We start from the raw sequence: 18,811 nt of genomic DNA, 5'->3' as shown, positions 1-18,811 counted from the left end.
CTGCCCACCCTCCGGCCTGGAGCGCGCTCGGGTCCGTGTCCCCGGTGGGACGGACCGCTGCGGCTCGCTCGCTCCGCTCGCTCATTCTCGTACTACTTCCGCAGCTCGATGACGGTCTTGCCGATGCGGATCGGGGCGCCCGGCGGAATGGGCGTCGGGGTGGTCAGCCGGGTCCGGTCGAGATACGTGCCGTTGGTGGACCCGAGATCCTCGACGATCCACTGGCCGTCACGGTCGGGGTAGATCCTGGCATGCCTGCTGGAGGCGTAGTCGTCGTCCAGCACGATCGTGGAGTCGTGGGCGCGGCCCAAGGTGATCGTCTGGCCCGCGAGGGCCACCGTGGTGCCCGTGAGGGTGCCCTCGGAGACGACGAGTTTGGTGGGCGCACCGCGGCGCTGGCGCTGCTGTGGCGGGGCCGCCGGCTGGCGGCCCTGCTGCTGCGCCGGGGCGCCGGAAGCGCTCCCGCCGCGTCGGGAACCGCGCTGCGTGACTCTCGTACCGAAGAGATCGCTGCGGATGACCTGGACGGCCACGATGACGAACAGCCACAGAACGGCCAGGAAACCCAACCGCATGACCGTCAGGGTCAGCTCTGACATTGCCCCCGCTTACCCTTCGGCTTGCCGGTAAATGATGGTGGTGGATCCCACGACGATCCGCGAACCGTCGCGGAGCGTAGCGCGGGTGGTGTGCTGCCCGTCCACCACGATGCCGTTGGTGGACCCGAGATCCTGGATCGTCGAGGGCGTTCCGGTCCGGATCTCACAGTGCCGGCGCGATACGCCGGGGTCGTCGATCCGCACGTCGGCTTCGGTGCTTCGGCCGAGTACGAGCGTAGGGCGCGAGATCTGGTGGCGGGTGCCGTTGATCTCGATCCAGTGGCGCCGGACGGCGCCGCCGGTGGGTACGGGAGCCGGTCCGCCGGGTCCGCCGGGCCCCGGCCTGCGTGCACCGGGACCGCCCGGGGGCGGTCCGGCGGGCATGGGCGGCGCCGAGGCCGGCGGGTATCCGTAGCCGCCGGGCTGGGCCGGGGGGGCCTGGTGGCCCTGTCCCTGGCCCGGACCCTGCTGGCCGGGGGACTGGGAGGTGCTGGAGGCGAGCGTGCGGCTGCGGACCCGGTAGAGCCCGGTGTCCAGGTCGTCGGCCTTCTCCAGCTGGACCTTGATGGGGCCCATGAAGCTGTAGCGCTGCTGCTTGGCGTAGTCGCGGACGAGGCCCGCGAGCTCGTCGCCGAGCTGGCCCGAGTAGGGGCTCAGGCGCTCGTAGTCGCCGGTGCTCAGCTCCACGATGAAGTCGTTGGGGACGACGGTCCGCTCGCGGTTCCAGATGGTGGCGTTGTTGTCGCACTCGCGCTGGAGGGCGCCCGCGATCTCCACCGGCTGGACCTCGGACTTGAACACCTTGGCGAAGGTGCCGTTCACCAGACCTTCGAGTCGCTGCTCGAACCGCTTCAGGACTCCCATGGGGCACCTCCTCCGTCGTTGTCGCCCTGTACTGCTTACTGATCGTATCCACGCATGGCGGATTCGGGTGGTTCCCCATCGGTCACGTGCGCATGAGTGTTGGTCCTCACAAGCGATCGTAGGGGCGCCCCGAGGACAGTGTCCCGCACCGGCGGCCGAGTACGGGAGGGGCGGTCGTCGGCGGGAGTGGGGAGAGCACGAAAAGCGATGTGAATCCACCCCATCCGACGTGCTAATGTTCCGATGTCGCCAGGGGAACGGCCCGCAAGGGAAGAACCGCTGGTAGCCACTTGCGCGAGTGGCGGAACGGCAGACGCGCTGGCTTCAGGTGCCAGTGTCCTTCGGGACGTGGGGGTTCAAATCCCCCCTCGCGCACAGTTGAGAGAGCCCCCGCTCCGGAGAGATCCGGAGCGGGGGCTCTTTCGTTGTGCCCCGGGGATGGGGGCGGGCGCGGGGGATGCGGGCGGGGTGGGCGCGGGGCGTGACGAGGGTCTCGGGCGGCCGGGCCGCGGGTGGGTTCGAGAGCGGGATCGCCGGGCTCGGAGGGGAGCTCCGGAGCGGCTTCCGCGGACGTACGTGATTCCTTCGGCCGGGACCGATTTCAGTACCGATAAAAGCTGGGCAATTCGCGGGGCCGCGGACTCCGGCCGGGTTGTGGCCGGGGTCGTGGTCGCGGGTTAGCACGGAGGGGGAACGCAGTACCCTGACGGAATGCGTATCGGAGAGCTGGCGCGGAGTACCGGAGTTTCGGTAGCGACGGTCAAGTACTACACCCGTGAAGGGCTGTTGCCGTCCGGCGAGCGGACGAGTCCGAACCAGGTGAGCTACTCCGAGGCGCACGCGCACCGGCTCCGGCTGATCCGGGCGATGCTGGAGGTCGGCGGCCTGTCGATCGCGGCCGTCCGCGAGGTGCTCGGCGAGGTCGACTCGCCCCACCGCACGGTCCACGGCATGCTCGGCGTCGCCCAGTCCGCGGTCACCCGCGCCGTGCCCGAGCCGGGCCCCGAGGACGACTGGGCGCGTGCCGAACGCGCCGTCGAGGAGCTGGTGCGGCGCTGCGGCTGGGAGGTCAAGCCCACGAACCCCGGCTGGAAGGCGCTGGTCCAGATCGTCGTGACCTACCGCGACCTGGGCCGGGGCGATCTGCTGGCCCTGCTCGACGAGTACGCGGCCGCAGCCGGACGCCTGGCCGACGCCGAGCTGGCCGTCCTCGCCGGGGTGCCCGGTACGGACGGCAAGGTGGAGGGCGTCGTCCTCGGCACCCTCCTCGGAGACGCGGCCATGTCGGCCCTGCGCCGGATCGCGCAGGAGGACGCGTCCAAGCGCGTGTCCGCCCGGGCGGAGGGTCAGCCGCTGTAGGCGAGCGCAGGGGCCGTCGGGACCAGGTGGTGGACGTGGGCGGGCGGTACGTTCCACAGCACCGTCTCGGTGCGGAACCGGTGGCGCCGCAGCGTGCGTTCCAGCACGGCCTGGGTGCCCAGCGTGCGTTCGCGGGTCACGCCGGAGGTGAGCGCCCGGCGCAGCGGCGGGATGCCGGCGTAGGCGAAGAACGACAGGGTGCCGCCCGGGTTCAGCGCGCCGAGCAGCTGCCCGAGGATCTCCTCCACGACGCGGGCCTCGAAGTTCGCGAAGGGCAGGCCGCACACGATCGTGTCGTACGAGCCCAGTTGGTGGTCCTGGACCAGTCCCGACAGCAGGCCTATGCGCGAGTCGTCCCGGTAGGAGTGCCTCAGCAGACCGGCGAACCGGAGGTTGGGCTCGATCAGGTCGAGGGTGTCGAGGGGGCCCAGCGCCGGCTGGATGTGGCGGGTCACGGCGCCCGTGCCGGGGCCGACTTCGAGCACCGCGCGCGGCCTGCCGGGGCCGGGGATCACGTAGCGGGTGAGGGCCCGGGCCAGTAAGGGACTGCTGGGAGCGATGGCTCCCGTGTCCCGACGGGTCCGGGCGAACTCCCTGAGGAACAGCATCACGTCGGTCATGGGTGGCCGCCTAGGCTGGTGATAGGTGATAGTGAATCTATCGATAGCTTAGGTTACTGTTGCTGTGGACAACGGGGAAGGGAGGCCGGCCGCTTCGCTCGCGCAGCGGCGTACCGCCTGGCGGCTCGGTGCTCCCGTGCGGAGTGCTCCCGTGCGGAGTGCGGCCGGGAGGGTGCCTTCCGGGAGCGTGGCGAAAGACGTAGGGCGAGCGATCCGAACGTGCATTTCGAGAAATCGCCGGTTTCGGAAGATTCGTGAACCGAAACCGCGCGGGGTCGAAGGCCGAAACAACTCGGCAGCCTGAGCAAAAGCGATACGAGCCAGGGAGAGAAATTGTTTGCCTCCATCGGAGCATTCACCGCGCGGCGTCGTAAGTGGGTCGTGATCGCCGCGGTCGTCTTCACGCTGTTCGCCGGCGTGTGGGGCACCGGCGTCTTCGGCTCGTTCACGGGCGGCGCCGGATTCGACGACCCGGCCAGTGAGTCGGTCGAGGCCGACAAGGTTCTCGCCGGCCCGCTGGGGCGCGAGTCCAACGACCTGATCGTGCTCTACGAGTCGAAGGAAGCGGGTCGGACCGTCGAGGAGTTCGGCGGCGCCGTCCGGGCGGCGCTCGACGGCGTGCCGCGTGCGGGAATCACCCGCCTGAGCTCCTTATGGGAGCCCGGCGCCGGGGGCGCGGACGCCTACGTATCGCGGGACCGCACCCGGACGTACGCCACGGTGCAGTTCGCCGCCGACGACGACCGGCAACAGGTCGAGGCGCTGACGAGGATCAAGGAGGAGTTCGAGGCCGAGGGGGTGACCGCCCGCTTCGGCGGCGTGGCCGCGATGACGGAGCAGGTCAACGCCCTGACCGGCGCGGACATCGCCCGGGCCGAGATGCTCTCGGTCCCGGTCCTGCTGGTCCTGCTGGTGCTGATCTTCCGCAGTGCGGTCGCCGCGCTGCTGCCGCTGGCCGTCGGCACCTTCGTGGCACTCGGCTCCTTCGTGGTGCTGCGCGTGCTGACGCTGTTCACCGAGATCTCCGGCACCGTCATCAACGTCATCACGATCCTGGGCCTCGGCCTGGCCATCGACTACGCGCTGTTCCTGGTCAACCGCTTCCGTGAGGAACTGCATGCCGGTGCGGACGTGGACACCGCGGTCCGGCGCGCGACGGCCACGGCCGGGCGCACGGTCGCCTTCTCCGGGCTCGCCGTGGCGATCTCCTTCGCGGGTCTGGCCCTCTTCCCGTCGCGGTTCCTGTCCTCCATGGGCTACGCGGCCGTCTCCGTGGTCGCCTTCGCGGTGATCGGCTCGCTGACGCTGCTGCCCGCGCTGCTGCGCTACACGGGACACCGCATCGACAAGTGGCGGATCCCGCTGCCGGGCGGCCGGGGCGGCGCTGCGAAGCCGCTGACGCAGGGGCGCTGGTACCGCACCGCCCGGGCGGTCATGCGCAGGCCCCTGCTGTCCTCGCTGGCGATCGTCGCCGTCCTGGTCGGCCTCGGTGCGCCGCTGCTCGGCGTCAACTGGGCCCGGCCGGGGGAGTGGGTGCTGCCGTCGAGCGGGGACGCGAAGGTCGTCAGCCAGGCCCTGGCCGCCGAGTTCGAGACCAACCCCGGCCGGATCATGACCGCGGTCGTCCGCTTCGACGGCCCGGCCGACCGGAGCGCCGTAGAGGCGTACGCGGACCGGCTGGAGGGGGTCGCGGGCGTGCGGTCGGCTGTGCCCACCGCCTTCGTGGGCAACGACGCGCGGGTGACCGTGCGGTACGCGCCCGACGCGATGTCCGGGCCGGCCGTGGACCTGGTGCACGGGGTCCGGGGCACCGCCGCACCGGAGGGAGCGAAGGCGCTGGTCACCGGAATGCCGGCCTCCCGCGTGGACATCGTCGACATGATCGGCGGACGTCTTCCGTGGATGGCCCTGTTCGTCGCGGTCGTGTCCTTCCTGGTCCTCTTCCTGGCCTTCGGCTCGCTGCTGCTTCCGCTGAAGTCCGTGCTCCTGAACCTGCTGTCGCTCCTGGCCACCTTCGGCGCCATCAAGTGGATCTTCCAGGACGGCCATCTCTCCGGGCTGCTCGGCTTCGAACCCATCGGGGCGGTGGACGCCAACTTCCCCGTGCTCATCGTGGCGATCGCCTTCGGCCTGGCCATGGACTACGAGGTGTTCCTGCTCTCCCGGGTGCGCGAGGAGTGGGAGGCCGGCGGCGATCCGATCGAGTCGATGGCCCTCGGGCTCCAGCGCACCGCGAAGATCATCACCAGTGCCGCGCTGCTGTTCGTCGTGGTGGTCGGCGGGTTCATGACCTCGTCCATCCTGTTCATGAAGATGATCGGGGTCGGCCTGGTCATCGCGGTGGTCGTCGACGCGACGGTCGTACGGGGCCTGCTGGTGCCGGCCACCATGGCGCTGATGGGCAAGTGGGCCTGGTGGGCACCGGCCCCGCTGGCCCGCTGGTGGTCCCGCCACGGCTTCCGGGAGCCCGCGGCCGGGGAGCGTACGGTCCCCGCGTCGCGGGGCGCCGGGCAGGTCGGCCGCACGGGCCACGCCGATGAGGCCGCTGCTGAGGACTCAGACCGCACCGCCGCCCCCCGTGCCGCCGACGCCGGGCGATGACCGCGGCCCGGCCCGGCGGAGCGTCCAGGGCCGGGCGCCCGGGGGTCCGTCCGTACTGAGCCGGGAGACTTTCGTTGCGGGGGGCGCGACTAAAGAGGGCAGCCCGGCGGCGGGGTGGTGTCTAGGGTCTGCCGGGTGGACGTAACGGCGAGGGCGCGTGCGGGATGGGACTGGGTGAAGGGGCCCGAGCCCTGGACCCGTCGGATGCTGGCGGGGGATCTCGCCCTGGCCGGGGTGCTGGTGCTGCTCGGGGTGGGGGTCGAAGAGCTCGACAAGGGCTCCGCGGCCCGGATGCTGGCCAGTGCCGTGTCCGTGGTGGTGCTGACCCTGCTGCGGCGCCGGCTTCCGGTGCTCACGCTGGTGGCCGGCTCGGCGGTGGGCGTCTACCTGCCGGGGGCCTTCCTGGTGGCGATCCCGCTCGGCTGGTCGGCGGGGCGGCGCATCGTCGGCGTCGGACGGGCGCTCGGTGCCTTCACCGCGGCCTTCGCCCTGGCCATCGCCCTCAATGTGGTCAAGGAGTGGTCGCAGGGCCGCGCGGTGCTGGTCGTCGTCTTCAGCGCGCTGATGTTCCTGGCCATGGTGGTCATGCCCGGTCTGGCCAGCCGCTACTGGTCCCAGCGCCATACGCTGCTGCGCGCCCTCCAGGAGCGCAACGCCCAGCTGCTGCGCGAGCGGGCGATGGTCGCCGGGCAGGCCCGGCTGCGCGAACGCCAGCGCATCGCCCAGGACATGCACGACAGCCTCGGCCACCAGCTCGCGCTGATCTCGGTGCACACCGGTGCGCTGGAGGTCGATCCGGTCCTGACCGACCGGCAGCGCGAGGCGGTGGGCGTCCTGCGCCAGGCCTCCGTCTCCGCCATGCACGAGCTGCGCGAGGTCGTCGGCATCCTGCGGGACGGGGTGGAGGCTCCGCTGCCGGTCGAGGAGGCGCAGCCCGCCGCACGCGGGGTGGCGGGCATCGCCGGGATCGTGGAGTCGGCGCGGAGCGCGGGGACGGACGTACGGCTCACCACCGCGGGGCAGCCCAGGCCGCTGGTCGCGGCGTGCGACCACGCGGCGTACCGGATCGCGCAGGAGGCGCTGACCAACGCCTACAAGCACGCGCCGGGCGCGCCCATCACGGTGGAACTGCGGTACGAGGACGACTCCTTGGTGGTGGAGATCGCCAACGGCCCGGCGGCCGGTCCGGGCGCCGGTGAGGTGGTGTCCGGCGGGCAGGGGCTGACCGGGCTGCGCGAACGGGCGCGGCTGGTCGGCGGCATGGTCTACGCGGCGGCCGTGGAGGGCGGCGGGTTCCGGGTGGCCGGGGTGCTCCCGTACGGGACCGAGCCGGCCGGGGCCGAGGAGCTGGGGGCGGGCGAGGTCGCCGATGACTTCGGCCAGCAGGTGCAGGCCAGGACCCTGGGCCCGAACGCCGCGCCGGTCGACTGGGACGCGATCGACCGGAAGCTGCTGAGCGGGGGCGGCCGGGCCGGGGGCGTGACACTGGGCTGCGGGATCGCGGTCGCGGCCGTGGTGGTGCTGCTGATCGTGATCGGCGCCGCGGTGGCGCTGCTGGTGGGCTCGGTGGGCGATGCGATGCTCGGCAAGGCCGAGTACGACGCCGTCCACGTGGGCGATCCGGAGGAAGCGGTACGTTCTCAGCTGCCCAGTGGGGACAGCATCCTGACCGAGGGGCTCGACCGGAAGGGGCCGCCGCGTCCGCAGGGCTCGGCCTGCCTGGTCTTCCTGGCGGACGACGACACCGACCTGGGCAGCGACAGCGTTTTCCGGTTCTGCTTCAAGGACGGCAAGCTCGTCGACAAGCAGGCGTACCAGGCCAAGCAGTAGGAGCAGGGGTGACAGCCAAGGTGATCCGCGTGGTGATCGCTGACGACGAACCGCTGATCCGGGCCGGGATCAGGATGATCCTGACCTCGGCGGCGGACATCGAGGTCGTCGCCGAGGCGGCGAACGGCCGGGAGGCGGTGGAACTGGCCCGGGCGCACGGCCCGGACGTGGTGCTGCTGGACATCCAGATGCCGGTGATGGACGGGCTGACGGCGCTGGCCGAGCTCGGGCGGGCGGCGCCCGAGGTGCGGGCGCTGATCCTGACCACCTTCGGGGAGAAGGAGAACGTGCTGCGGGCCCTGAGCGGCGGCGGCGCGGGGTTCCTGCTGAAGGACTCGGCGCCCGGCGAACTCATCGGCGCCGTACGGGCGGCCGCGGCGGGGGACGCGTACCTGTCTCCGGCCGCGACCCGGCACGTGGTGGACCAGCTCGCGTCCGGCCGGACGGCCGGCCGGGACGAGCAGGCGCGGCGCCGGGTGGCCGAACTGAGCGAGCGCGAGCGGGGAGTGCTGGCGCTGCTGGGGGAGGGGCTGTCGAACGCCGACGCGGGGCGGCGGCTGCACATGAGCGAGGCCACGGTGAAGACGTATGTGAGCCGGATCCTGGCGAAACTGGAATGCGAGAACCGGGTGCAGGCGGCCCTGCTGGCCAGGGACGCCGGGCTGTAGGTACGGTCGGGCCGAAATCCGATGGCGATCAGGGGGCGGGGCGCATGACGGCGGTAGCGCAGCAGCATGGCGTGGGACCGGAGTCGAAGGTACGGATCCCGGTGGTCGAGGGGTTCGCTCCGCGCCGCTCCGCGGGCTCGCCCGCCGGCAATCCCCGGGAGGCGGGCAAGGCGCTGCGCACGCTGGTGCCCCGGGCGGCGCACGCGCGGTTCGAGGCCCCGGCCGACCGGCCGGACGCGGTGCGGGCGGTGGAGGAGTCCAACGTCGGCCGGGTCGCCGAGCTCACGCCGATACGGGTCGGCCGGATGGCCGCGAACCCCTTCACCTTCCTGCGCGGGGCGGCCGGGCTGATGGCCCACGACCTCTCCGGCGGTCCCGTCACCGGGATCGGCGCGCAGATCTGCGGGGACGCCCACGCGGCCAACTTCGGCCTGTACGGGGACGCGCGCGGCCGGCTGGTCATCGACCTCAACGACTTCGACGAGACCGTCTTCGGCCCGTGGGAGTGGGACCTCAAGCGGCTGGCCACCTCGCTGGTGCTGGCGGGCCGGGTGGCCGGCGCGGACGAGGCCACCTGCCGGGCGGCCGCGCAGGACGCGGCGGGCGCCTACCGGCGCACGATGCGGCTGCTGTCCAAACTGCCGGCCCTCGACGCGTGGAACGCCATCGCGGACGAGGAACTGGTCTCGCACACCGATGCCCGTGACCTGCTGGGCACCCTGGAACGGGTCTCGGAGAAGGCCCGCAACAACACCTCCGCCCGGTTCGCCGCCAAGTCCACCGAGCCCACGCCCGACGGGGGCCGGGCCTTCGTGGACGCGCTGCCCGTGCTGCGCCGGGTCGGCGACGGGGAAGCGGCGGCCGTGGCGGCCGCGCTGGGCCCGTACCTGGAGACCCTGCAGGGCGACCGGCTGCCGCTGCTGGCCCGGTACGCGATCCACGACGTGGCCTTCCGGGTGGTGGGCACGGGCAGCGTCGGTACCCGCTCGTACGTGGTGCTGCTGCTCGACCACCGGGGTGAGGCGCTGGTCCTCCAGGTGAAGGAGGCCCGTCCCTCCGCGCTGCTGCCGCACCTGCCCGGGCTCGGCTTCGTCTCCCCGCCGGAGGAGCACGAGGGCCGCCGGGTGGTGGCCGGGCAGAAGCGGATGCAGGTGGTCTCCGACATCCTGCTGGGCTGGACGACGGTGGAGGGGCGGCCCTTCCAGGTCCGCCAGTTCCGCAACCGCAAGGGCAGCGTGGACCCGGCGGCGCTGTCCGCCGACCAGTTCGACGACTACGGGCGGATGACCGGAGCCCTGCTGGCGCGTGCGCACGCGCACAGCGCGGATCCGCGGCTGCTCTCCGGGTACTGCGGCAAGAGCGACGAGCTGGACGAGGCCATCGCCGACTTCGCCGTGGCCTACGCCGACCGGAGCGAGGCCGACCACGCGGTGCTGGTGGCGGCGGTGCGGTCGGGGCGGATCGCGGCGGAGTCCGGGGTCTGAGCAGTCCGGGGTCTGAGCGGGCGGGGTCTGAGTGGCCCGTGGTCTGAGCGGGCGGGGCCCGGGAACCGAGTCCGTAGCCGGGATGTTTCACGTGAAACCGGTCGATGTTTCACGTGAAACACCCGGGCCCCGGGGCCTTAGGCTGGCCGGGTGAGCGAGCAGACAGTTCCCGAAGCGTCCGAGCCCGGCTCCGGCGAAGGCCCCGGCCCCGCTGCCGACGAGCGGCCCGAGGCGCGCCTGGAGCGCGCCGTGCGGGCCGCCGAACAGGCACTGATCGAGTTCGAGATCGCGGTGGAGACCTTCCGGGTGGAGGTGGAGAACTTCTCCCGCCTGCACCACCAGAAGCTCGGACCGATGTACTCGCGGCTCGACGAGCTGGACGCCCTGATCGCCGAGGCGAAGGCGGCGAGGACCGGGGACCCGGAGGACCTGCGCCGTGCGCGCGATGCCCGCTCGCTGGTGATGCCGATGCCCGGGGTGGACGAGCTGTTCCACGACTGGATGGACTCGGACGGGATGTCCGCCGACGCCTCCGCGATGCTCACGGACCGCGCGGTGCGGCCGCCGGAGCGGGTGCGCCCCTCGGAGGAGGTGCGCCGCCTCTACCGCGAGCTGGTCCGTCAGGCGCACCCCGACCTCGCCCAGGACGAGGCCGAGCGTGAGCGGCGCGATGCGTTCATCGTGCGGGTCAACGCGGCTTACGGGCGCGGCGAGGAGCAGGCGCTGCGCGAGCTGGCGCAGGAATGGGCGGAGGGCCCGGCGCCGGCCGAGCAGCGGCTGAGCGAGAGCGAGGAGCTGTACGAGCGCCTGGAGTGGCTCTCGCGCCGCAAGGAGCTGCTGTCGGTGGTGGCCCGGGAGCTTGAGGAGAGCGCGATCGGGTCCATGCTGCGGATGGCGCCGGAGGACCCGGACCGGCTGCTGGAGGAGATTGCCGAGCAGCTGCTCGGCGACGTCGAGAAGCGTGAGGCGGAGCTGGCGGCGCTCGCCGCCGAGTAACCCCGCGGCGGCAGGGCCGGCCGGCCCGGTCGGATAGGTTGGCTCAGCTATCCGTGACGAGAGAAGGCGACAGACATGAACTCCGGACCGCTTCCCTCGGTGGCCGCCTCCGCCCTGCCCTCCGAAGCCTTTGTCCTCGACGTTCGCGAGAACGACGAATGGGCGGCCGGTCATGCCGAGGGCGCGCTGCACATCCCGATGAGCGAGTTCGTGGCGCGCATCGGTGAGCTGACCGAGAAGATCGAGGACGAGCGCCCGGTCTACGTGATGTGCCGGGTCGGCGGACGCTCCGCCCAGGTGGCCCAGTACCTGCGGGGCCAGGACATCGACGCCGTGAACGTGGCCGGCGGCATGCAGGACTGGGAGGCCGCGGGCCGCCCGGTCGTCACCGACGCGGGCGTCCCGGGCTTCGTCGTCTGATGCCGGCCCGGTGACGGCCTAGGCGAGGGGGTGGGCGGCCAGCAGGTCGCCCAGCGCCTCCTCGTGGGCCGCGGCCGGGCCGAGCTGGAGCTCCAGCTGCTTGGCCCAGGCGTGGTAGCGGTGCAGCGGGTAGTCGGTGTCGGCGCCGAAGCCGCCGTGCAGGTGCTGTGCGGTCTGCACGACGCGGCGTACGCCCTCGGAGGCCCAGATCTTGGCCACGGCCACATCGCCGGCGCTCGGCAGCGGTCCGCCCGCTCCGCCCGTGGAGGCGTCGAGCCGCCAGGCGGCCTGCCAGAGGGTGACCTCCATGGCGCGCAGGTCGATGTAGCGGTCGGCGGCCTGGACGGCGACGGCCTGGAAGCTGGCCACCGGGAAGCCGAACTGCTCGCGCTTGCTCGTGTACTGGCTGGTCATGGTGAGCACGTTCTCGCCGAGGCCGAGCGCGAGCGCACAGGTCCCGGTGGCCAGGAGCTGGCGCAGGTGGTCCCAGGCGCCGGGAGCATCGATCAGGTGCGTGGCCGGGACCCGTACGCCGTCGAGGGTGAGCTCGGCGAGCCGCTCCCCGCTGGTGGAGTACTGCTCCGCGAGGGACAGGCCCTCGGCGCCCCGGGGGACGAACGCGAGGAGCGCCTCGCCCTCCCCGGTGTGGGCCGGTACGGCGATCCAGTCGGCGCTGTGCGCCCAGGCGACGGCCGTCTGGAGGCCCTCCAGGAGCCAGGTGCCTGCGCCCTGCCGTTCCTGCCGTGCGGTGACGGCCAGTTCGGCCGGGTCGTGGCCGCTGCGGCCGTGCGCGGCGACGGTGAGGACGACGCTGCCGCGCCCGGCGCCGGGCAGCAGGGCGGCGGCCAGCTCGGGGCTGCCGTGGGCCTGGACGGCCATGGCGGTGGCGCAGTGCTCCAGCAGGGGCACCCGGGCCAGTACTTTCGCGGCCTCGCGCAGGACCAGGCACAGGGCGATGGCGTCGAGTCCGGAGCCGCCGTGCTCCTCGGTCAGGACCAGGCTCAGCAGGTCGGAGTCGGCGAGCTTGGCCCACAGTTCGCGGTCGAACTCATCGGCCACCGCCCTCGGTGTGAGTGCGGGGCTGGGCACGCCGTCGGGGGCCACGTCCGCGAACACGGCCTTGGCCGCCTCGACGGCGGCCTGCTGCTCCTCGGTGAAGGTGAAGTCCACTGCCTGTCCTCCCGCGTACCCGAATCGTGCTCTGCCTGACGGTGCGTCAAGATAGAACACGTTCCTGAAGAAGCACAGCCTGAAGAAGCACAGCCTGAAAAAGCACAGCCTGAAAAAGCACAGCCTGAAAAGGCACAGCAGGCGGACGGCAGCGGCGGGCTCAGCGGTCGAAGTCGATCTCCACGTCCTCCGACACCGGGTGTGACTGGCAGGCCAGCACGAACCCGGCCTCCGTCTCCTGCTCCTCCAGCGCGAAGTTGCGGTCCATCCGCACCTCGCCCGAGACGACGAACGCCCGGCAGGTGCCGCACACCCCGCCCTTGCAGGCGTACGGGGCGTCCGCGCGGGCCCGGAGCACCGCGTCGAGCAGGGATTCGCCGTCGCGCACCGGCCAGGTGCCCGAGCGGCCGTCGAGCCGCGCGGTGACCCGGCCGCGGGTGGCGTCCGCCGAAACGGTGCGCGCGGGCGGGGCGGTGTCCTCGACGTGGAAGACCTCCTCGTGGACCCGGGTGCGCAGCACGCCCAGCGAGCCCAGCGCCTTCTCCGCTCCCGTCACCAGGCCGTACGGCCCGCACAGGAACCAGCCCGTCACCTCCGCGACCGGCAGCAGCGCGGGGAGCAGCTCCGTCAGCCGCTCCTCGCCGAGCCGGCCCGAGGGCAGCCCGGCCTCCTGCTCCTCCCGGGACAGCACGGTGACGAGCTGGAACCGGTCGGGATAGCGGTCCTTGAGGTCGGCGACCTCCTCCAGGAACATCGTCGAGGCCGCGCTGCGGTCGCTGCGCACCAGGCAGAACCGGGCGTCGGCGCGGGCGGCGAGGAGGGTGGCGGCGATCGAGAGCACCGGGGTGATGCCGCTGCCGCCGACGATCGCGGCGTAGTGCGCGGCGGGCGGCGCCGCCGCGGGGTCCAGGACGAACCGGCCGGCCGGGACCATCACGTCCAGGACGTCCCCGGCGGCGATCTCCTTGTGGGCGTAGGAGGAGAACTCCCCGCCCTCCACCAGCCGCACCCCGACCCGCAGCACGGCGGGCCCGGGCCCGTCCGCGGCCGGGGCGGGGGAGCAGATCGAGTAGGTGCGCCGAACCTCCGACGGCACTGCCGTGCCGGCCGCCGCACCGGAACCGCCGCGGCGCAGGGTGAGGTGCTGACCGGGGGCGTGCCGGTACTCGGCGCGCAGCTCCGGCGGGACGGCCAGGGTCAGGGCCACGGAGTCATCGGTGAGCCGGTCGACCGCCGTCACCGTCAAGGCGTGGAACGCGCCGTGGCGTACGGGGCGCGCCGACGCGTCGGCCGCCGGGCCGGCAGGCGACACCGGCGTGGGCGACGGCGGTGACACGGCCATCTACAGCTCCTTGAAGTGGTCGAACGGTTCGCGGCAGGCGGTGCAGCGGCGCAGCGCCTTGCATGCGGTGGAGGAGAACCGGCTGAGCAGCTCGGTGTCGGTCGATCCGCAGTTGGGGCAGCGGACGGACAGGGTGAGCGGAACCGGTCCGCCGGCGGCGTGCGGCCGCGGCGGGGCGATGCCGAACTCGGCCAGCTTGCGGCGGCCTTCGGCGCTGATGTCGTCGGTGGACCAGGCGGGGGCCAGCACGGTGCGGACCCGGACCTCGGGTATGCCGTGGTCGGTCAGGATCCGCTCGATGTCGGCGGACATGGCCTCGATGGCCGGGCAGCCGGTGTAGGTGGGGGTCAGGGTGACCTCCACGTGGCCGTCCTCGTGCATCCGCACCCCGCGCATCACGCCGAGCTCGGAGAGGGTGATCACGGGCAGTTCGGGGTCGGGGACGGAGCCGGCCAGCGCGGCCAGCTCCACCTCCAGCCGGGTCCTGTCGGTGCCGGTGCCCGCGCCGGCACTGGTGCCGGTCACCACGATGCCCCCGGGTGGCTGCGGTGCAGGTGCTGCATCTCCGCGAGCAGGCGGCCGAACGACTCGGTGTGCAGTCCCTGCCGGCCGGCTCCCGCGGCCCAGGCGCCGTGCCGCGGTCCCTCGGGCAGCTCCAGTCCGGCCCGCTCCAGTACGCCGCCCAGCGCGGCCAGCCAGCGGCCTTCCAGCGCGGCCCAGTCGATCCCGCCGACCCCGTCGAGCCCGTCCACCGGCCGGAACATCTCCCCGGTGTACTTCCACAGCCCGTCCAGGCCGGCCCGCATGCGGCGCCGGCTCTCCTCGGTGCCGTCGCCGAGCCGCAGCGTCCACTGCTCGGCGTGGTCGCGGTGGTAGGCGGTCTCCTTGACCGCCTTGGCGGCGAGCGGCGCGAACGGGCCGTCGCCGAGCGCGAGTTCCCCGTAGAGCTCGTGCTGGTAGAGCGAGAAGTAGAGCTGGCGCGCGATGGTGTGGGCGAAGTCGCCGTTCGGCTGCTCGACCAGCTGGAGGTTGCGGAAGGACCGCTCCTCACGGAGGTAGGCCAGCTCGTCCTCGTCTCCGGCCGTCGACAGCAGGACACGAGCCTGGCCGAGCAGGTCGAGGGCGATGTTGGCGAGCGCGACCTCCTCCTCCAGGACGGGCGCGTGGCCCGCCCACTCGGCGAGGCGGTGCGAAAGGATCAGCGCGTCGTCGCCGAGGGCCAGGGCCGCCGCCACCGTGGCCGTCCCTGATGCGTTGCTCGTCTCGGTGCTCGTCACAGGTGCTGCACCCCCTCGGGGATCTCGTAGAAGGTGGGGTGCCGGTAGGGCTTGTCGGCGGACGGGGCGAAGAACGGGTCCCGCTCGTCCGGGGAGGAGGCGGTGATCTCCGTGGAGGGCACCACCCAGATGGAGATGCCCTCGCCGCGCCGGGTGTAGAGATCGCGGGCGTTGCGCAGGGCCATCTCCGCGTCGGGGGCGTGCAGGCTGCCCGCGTGCGTGTGCGAGAGGCCGCGCCGCGAGCGGACGAACACCTCCCACAGGGGCCAGTTCTGCGTCATACCCGAGCCTCGCTTCCGATGGTCGCCGCGGCGGCTGTGGCCGCCGCCTGCTTCTCCGCATACGCCGCGGCCGCGTCGCGCACCCAGGCGCCTTCCTCGTGCGCCGCGCGGCGCTGTCCGATCCGGTCTTCGTTGCACGGGCCGTTGCCCTTGAGCACCTCCCAGAACTCCGTCCAGTCGATGGCTCCGAAGTCGTGGTGCCCGCGCTCCTCGTTCCACTTCAGGTCCGGGTCGGGCAGGGTCAGACCCAGCGACTCGGCCTGCGGCACGGCGATGTCCACGAAGCGCTGGCGCAGCTCGTCGTTGGAGTGGCGCTTGATCCGCCATGCCATCGACTGCGCGGAGTGCCCCGACTCGGCGTCGGGCGGGCCGAACATCATCAGCGAGGGCCACCACCAGCGGTCGACGGCGTCCTGCGCCATCGCGTGCTGGGCCTCGGTGCCCCGGGAGAGGGCGAGGAGCAGCTCGTACCCCTGGCGCTGGTGGAAGGACTCCTCCTTGCAGATCCGGACCATGGCCCGCGCGTACGGCCCGTAGGAGCAGCGGCAGATCGGCACCTGGTTGGTGATCGCCGCGCCGTCCACGAGCCAGCCGATCGCGCCGACGTCGGCCCAGGTCAGCGTGGGGTAGTTGAAGATCGAGGAGTACTTCTGCTTCCCGGCGTGGAGCTTGTCGAGGAGCTCGTCGCGGCTGGTGCCCAGCGTCTCGGCGGCGCTGTACAGGTACAGGCCGTGCCCGGCCTCGTCCTGGACCTTCGCCATCAGGATCGCCTTGCGGCGCAGGGAGGGCGCGCGGGTGATCCAGTTCGCCTCGGGCTGCATGCCGATGATCTCGGAGTGGGCGTGCTGGGCCATCTGGCGGACCAGGGTGGCGCGGTATTCGTCGGGCATCCAGTCGCGCGGCTCCACCCGCTCGTCGGCCGCCACGGCCGCGTCGAATGCCGCCGCGAGCTGCGCGCCGAGGTCGGCGGTCACGCCGATCCCCGCGTCCTGCCCGGCGTCCCGCCCCCCGGTCCCCGATGTCGCTGCCGGGGTCACTGCCACCATCACGGCCCCCTGTCAGAGGTCTTTTCCCGCCTCGTGCCGCCCGACCGACCGATCGTTCGGTTCGTACTCTTCAATGGTGGGACGAGGGCCCGTAGGGTGTCAACCTCTGTGGTCAACCCTGTGGACACCGGATGATCGGGGCGGGATGGATTCGAACGAGCACGAGCCCCCGGAAGGTGAGGCTCCACACCCTCCCAGGGCGCCCGGAATCGCCGGCCTGTCCAAGCCGTACCGGGTCGTCACGGCCCTCGCGCTCGGCGCGGTGGCGGTGGCCGCCTGCTCGCACCTGGCCCTCGTCTTCCTGCACGTGGCCCCGTCAAACACGGTCAGCAAGCGGCACGCGGGCGTGATCGACGGCTGGGTCTACCCCGAGTTCGAACAGAACTGGAAGCTCTTCGCCCCCAACCCGCTCCAGCAGAACATCGCCGTGGAGGTCCGCGCGCAGGTGCGGACGGACGAGGGCCTGCTGGTGACGGGCAACTGGCGCGGGCTCTCCGCCGAGGACGGCGCGGCCATCCGCCACAGCCTGCTGCCGAGCCACACCGAGCAGAACGAGCTCCGCCGGGCCTGGGACTTCTTCACCAACTCCCACGACGAGGACAACAAGTCCACCGGCGAGCGCGGCGAACTCTCCGAGCAGTACCTGCGCCGGATCGCCCTGGACCGGCTGGACCCGCGCACGCCGGCCGATACGTCGGTGGGCAAGGGCGGGCACCTGGCCGAGGGACGGATCGTGCGGATCCAGCTGCGCGGGGCGACGACGGAGGTCGCGGCGCCCGAGTGGTCCGACGAGAAGGCCGACACCCAGACGTACTACCGGGAGCTGCCGTGGTGGACGGTGTGAGTGGGGCCGGTGTGCGGGAGCCCGGTGTGCGGGAGCCCGGTGTGAAGGGGCCCGGTGTGCGGGGGCTCAAAGCCTCCGCCGGCCGGGCGGTCGCCCGGGTCAGCGGGCAGGCGCTGGGTCCGTACCAGAGCGCCGTGGTCCGCATCGGCTTCGCCGGCACCTGGCTGTTCTTCCTGCTGCGCGAGTTCCCGCACCGCCAGGAGCTGTACGGGCCGGACGGGCCGTGGAGCTGGGAGCTGGCGCGGCAGCTGATCGACTCGAACCGTGCCTTCACGGTGCTGATGTGGTCGGACTCGGCGCTCTGGTTCGAGATCGTCTACGCCGTGGCCGTGCTGGCGTCCGCCCTGCTGATGCTGGGCTGGCGCACCCGGGCGACCTCCGTGGTCTTCGCGGTCGGCGTGCTGTCCCTGCAGAACCGCAGCGTCTTCATGGGCGACGGCGGGGACAACGTCATCCACCTGATGGCGATCTACCTCGTGCTGACCCGCTGCGCCCAGGTGTGGTCGCTGGACGCCCGCCGCGCACGGCGCCTCGGCGCGGCCTCGGCCGGGCGGGCGGGGCCGGTGCTGTGGGGGGTGCTCGGCGCGGTGTTCGCGTACGGGGCCGCGACCGGGCGGCTGAGCACCGGCTGGCTGGTGGTCTTCACGGCCCTGTGGGTGCTCGCCGCGCTGTGGTGGATGGTCGACCGCTACGAGCCGGAGGGGGAGGGGCGGGCGGTCCTCGACGTCCTGGCCAACCTGCTGCACAACGCCGGGATGCTGGTGATCATGGTGGAGGTCTGCCTGATCTACGCGACGGCCGGGTGGTACAAGATCCAGGGCTCGCGGTGGCAGGACGGCACGGCGCTGTACTACCCGCTGAACCTGGACTACTTCACCCCGTGGCCCGGGGTCTCGGCCTTCCTCGCGAGCAGCGGGACGCTGGTCATGCTGCTGTCCTACGGGACGGTCGCGGTCCAGGTGGCCTTTCCGTTCACGCTGTTCAACCGGCGGATCAAGAACGTGCTGCTGGCGTTGATGATGCTGGAGCATGCGGGGATCGCGGTGTTGCTGGGGCTGCCGTTCTTCTCGTTGGCGATGATCGCCGCTGACGCGGTGTTCTTGCCGACCGGGTTTCTGGTGTGGCTCGGTGCGTGGGTCGCTGCGCGGCGGGTGGGTGTCTGGCGGTCCGTTCCGGAGCCGGGGCCGGATCCGGATCCCTCCGCGGAGCCGGAGCCGGCGCTCCCCAGTCCCGTTCCGCGCTGAGGCCCGGCTGCCCTGCGGGGCGAAGTCCCCTACCCGCCCTTCGCCCGTTCCCCGGGCGCTGCCCGGACCCCGGTCCTCAAGCGCCGGACGGGCTGGAGGGGGTGCCGGGCTGCGCCCCGGGTCCCGGTCCTCAAGCGCCGGACGGGTTGGAGGGGGTGCCGGGCTC

General features: G+C 72.5%; 18 protein-coding genes and 1 tRNA gene. 10 read left to right on the top strand and 9 right to left on the bottom strand.

Annotated features, from left to right (window positions below):
* Window positions 1–92: 92 nt before the first annotated feature.
* Together OG276_RS18110 and OG276_RS18105 are read right to left on the bottom strand one after the other, a co-directional pair.
* The gene (locus tag OG276_RS18110; protein ID WP_266906764.1) at window positions 93–599 is read right to left on the bottom strand and encodes an FHA domain-containing protein; all 507 of its coding nucleotides are present in this window, start codon (window positions 597–599) and stop codon (window positions 93–95) included.
* A 9-nt stretch (window positions 600–608) separates the two neighbouring features.
* A complete protein-coding gene (locus tag OG276_RS18105; RefSeq protein ID WP_266906762.1) occupies window positions 609–1,463 on the bottom strand; it encodes a DUF3662 and FHA domain-containing protein in 855 nt (284 codons plus the stop codon).
* A 292-nt stretch (window positions 1,464–1,755) separates the two neighbouring features.
* Between OG276_RS18105 and OG276_RS18100 the strand changes: the two genes are divergently transcribed.
* Window positions 1,756–1,838 (top strand) — tRNA-Leu (locus OG276_RS18100).
* Between the two features lie 336 nt (window positions 1,839–2,174).
* Window positions 2,175–2,822, top strand: a complete 648-nt coding sequence (locus OG276_RS18095) for a MerR family transcriptional regulator (protein ID WP_266906760.1) — start codon at window positions 2,175–2,177, stop codon at window positions 2,820–2,822.
* On the opposite strand, the gene OG276_RS18090 is transcribed toward OG276_RS18095, so the two are convergent.
* Window positions 2,810–3,442: a class I SAM-dependent methyltransferase gene (locus tag OG276_RS18090; RefSeq protein ID WP_266906758.1), complete on the bottom strand. Its 633-nt coding sequence runs from the start codon at window positions 3,440–3,442 to the stop codon at window positions 2,810–2,812. The genes OG276_RS18095 and OG276_RS18090 overlap by 13 nt on opposite strands.
* Before the next feature lie 333 nt (window positions 3,443–3,775).
* Between OG276_RS18090 and OG276_RS18085 the strand changes: the two genes are divergently transcribed.
* From OG276_RS18085 to OG276_RS18060, 6 genes are all read left to right on the top strand, one after another.
* Window positions 3,776–6,043: an MMPL family transporter gene (locus OG276_RS18085; protein WP_266906756.1), complete on the top strand. Its 2,268-nt coding sequence runs from the start codon at window positions 3,776–3,778 to the stop codon at window positions 6,041–6,043.
* 204 nt (window positions 6,044–6,247) lie between these two features.
* The gene (locus OG276_RS18080; protein ID WP_266912904.1) at window positions 6,248–7,873 is read left to right on the top strand and encodes a sensor histidine kinase; all 1,626 of its coding nucleotides are present in this window, start codon (window positions 6,248–6,250) and stop codon (window positions 7,871–7,873) included.
* Between the two features lie 20 nt (window positions 7,874–7,893).
* Entirely contained in the window at window positions 7,894–8,541 is a 648-nt protein-coding gene (locus tag OG276_RS18075; RefSeq protein ID WP_266912902.1) for a response regulator transcription factor, read from the top strand.
* Window positions 8,542–8,585: 44 nt separating this feature from the next.
* Entirely contained in the window at window positions 8,586–10,025 is a 1,440-nt protein-coding gene (locus OG276_RS18070) for a DUF2252 domain-containing protein (RefSeq protein ID WP_266906755.1), read from the top strand.
* 237 nt (window positions 10,026–10,262) lie between these two features.
* Complete coding sequence (locus tag OG276_RS18065; RefSeq protein WP_266912900.1) at window positions 10,263–11,021, top strand: J domain-containing protein; 759 nt, start codon at window positions 10,263–10,265, stop codon at window positions 11,019–11,021.
* A 75-nt stretch (window positions 11,022–11,096) separates the two neighbouring features.
* The gene (locus OG276_RS18060) at window positions 11,097–11,441 is read left to right on the top strand and encodes a rhodanese-like domain-containing protein (RefSeq protein WP_266906753.1); all 345 of its coding nucleotides are present in this window, start codon (window positions 11,097–11,099) and stop codon (window positions 11,439–11,441) included.
* Between the two features lie 18 nt (window positions 11,442–11,459).
* Here the strand turns inward: OG276_RS18060 and OG276_RS18055 are convergent, their stop codons facing one another.
* The 6 genes from OG276_RS18055 to paaA all read right to left on the bottom strand — a co-directional run bounded on the left by OG276_RS18055 (window position 11,460) and on the right by paaA (window position 16,557).
* Window positions 11,460–12,611: an acyl-CoA dehydrogenase family protein gene (locus tag OG276_RS18055; RefSeq protein ID WP_266906751.1), complete on the bottom strand. Its 1,152-nt coding sequence runs from the start codon at window positions 12,609–12,611 to the stop codon at window positions 11,460–11,462.
* Between the two features lie 160 nt (window positions 12,612–12,771).
* A complete protein-coding gene (locus OG276_RS18050) occupies window positions 12,772–13,953 on the bottom strand; it encodes a 2Fe-2S iron-sulfur cluster-binding protein (RefSeq protein WP_266906749.1) in 1,182 nt (393 codons plus the stop codon).
* Entirely contained in the window at window positions 13,954–14,481 is a 528-nt protein-coding gene (gene paaD, locus OG276_RS18045; protein WP_266906747.1) for a 1,2-phenylacetyl-CoA epoxidase subunit PaaD, read from the bottom strand. It abuts the gene before it with no gap.
* Window positions 14,475–15,230, bottom strand: a complete 756-nt coding sequence (paaC, locus tag OG276_RS18040) for a 1,2-phenylacetyl-CoA epoxidase subunit PaaC (protein WP_266906745.1) — start codon at window positions 15,228–15,230, stop codon at window positions 14,475–14,477. Before paaC ends, paaD begins: the two co-directional genes overlap by 7 nt.
* The gene (paaB, locus tag OG276_RS18035) at window positions 15,227–15,511 is read right to left on the bottom strand and encodes a 1,2-phenylacetyl-CoA epoxidase subunit PaaB (RefSeq protein ID WP_243331024.1); all 285 of its coding nucleotides are present in this window, start codon (window positions 15,509–15,511) and stop codon (window positions 15,227–15,229) included. The genes paaC and paaB overlap by 4 nt, the downstream gene beginning before the upstream one ends.
* Window positions 15,508–16,557: a 1,2-phenylacetyl-CoA epoxidase subunit PaaA gene (gene paaA / locus OG276_RS18030; protein WP_266906743.1), complete on the bottom strand. Its 1,050-nt coding sequence runs from the start codon at window positions 16,555–16,557 to the stop codon at window positions 15,508–15,510. Before paaA ends, paaB begins: the two co-directional genes overlap by 4 nt.
* Before the next feature lie 145 nt (window positions 16,558–16,702).
* Between paaA and OG276_RS18025 the strand changes: the two genes are divergently transcribed.
* Window positions 16,703–17,401 carry a DUF5819 family protein gene (locus OG276_RS18025; RefSeq protein WP_266906741.1) on the top strand — a complete coding sequence of 233 codons (699 nt, stop codon included), beginning with the start codon at window positions 16,703–16,705 and terminating at the stop codon, window positions 17,399–17,401.
* A 56-nt stretch (window positions 17,402–17,457) separates the two neighbouring features.
* Window positions 17,458–18,645 (top strand): HTTM domain-containing protein, encoded by a 1,188-nt coding sequence (locus OG276_RS18020; RefSeq protein WP_266906739.1) that lies wholly within the window; start codon window positions 17,458–17,460, stop codon window positions 18,643–18,645.
* The last annotated feature ends 166 nt before the right edge of the window (window positions 18,646–18,811 follow it).

The organism is Streptomyces sp. NBC_00086, from assembly GCF_026343255.1.
Classification (GTDB): domain Bacteria; phylum Actinomycetota; class Actinomycetes; order Streptomycetales; family Streptomycetaceae; genus Streptomyces.
This window is presented reverse-complemented; position numbering and strand designations above follow the sequence as displayed.

Coding starts and splice junctions, on each gene's coding strand:
- OG276_RS18110 (WP_266906764.1), bottom strand. CDS start 599: ATGTCAGAGCTGACCCTGACGGTCATGCGGTTGGGTTTCCTGGCCGTT.
- OG276_RS18105 (WP_266906762.1), bottom strand. CDS start 1,463: ATGGGAGTCCTGAAGCGGTTCGAGCAGCGACTCGAAGGTCTGGTGAAC.
- OG276_RS18095 (WP_266906760.1), top strand. CDS start 2,175: ATGCGTATCGGAGAGCTGGCGCGGAGTACCGGAGTTTCGGTAGCGACG.
- OG276_RS18090 (WP_266906758.1), bottom strand. CDS start 3,442: ATGACCGACGTGATGCTGTTCCTCAGGGAGTTCGCCCGGACCCGTCGG.
- OG276_RS18080 (WP_266912904.1), top strand. CDS start 6,248: ATGCTGGCGGGGGATCTCGCCCTGGCCGGGGTGCTGGTGCTGCTCGGG.
- OG276_RS18070 (WP_266906755.1), top strand. CDS start 8,586: ATGACGGCGGTAGCGCAGCAGCATGGCGTGGGACCGGAGTCGAAGGTA.
- OG276_RS18060 (WP_266906753.1), top strand. CDS start 11,097: ATGAACTCCGGACCGCTTCCCTCGGTGGCCGCCTCCGCCCTGCCCTCC.
- OG276_RS18050 (WP_266906749.1), bottom strand. CDS start 13,953: ATGGCCGTGTCACCGCCGTCGCCCACGCCGGTGTCGCCTGCCGGCCCG.
- paaB (WP_243331024.1), bottom strand. CDS start 15,511: ATGACGCAGAACTGGCCCCTGTGGGAGGTGTTCGTCCGCTCGCGGCGC.
- paaA (WP_266906743.1), bottom strand. CDS start 16,557: ATGGTGGCAGTGACCCCGGCAGCGACATCGGGGACCGGGGGGCGGGAC.
- OG276_RS18025 (WP_266906741.1), top strand. CDS start 16,703: ATGGATTCGAACGAGCACGAGCCCCCGGAAGGTGAGGCTCCACACCCT.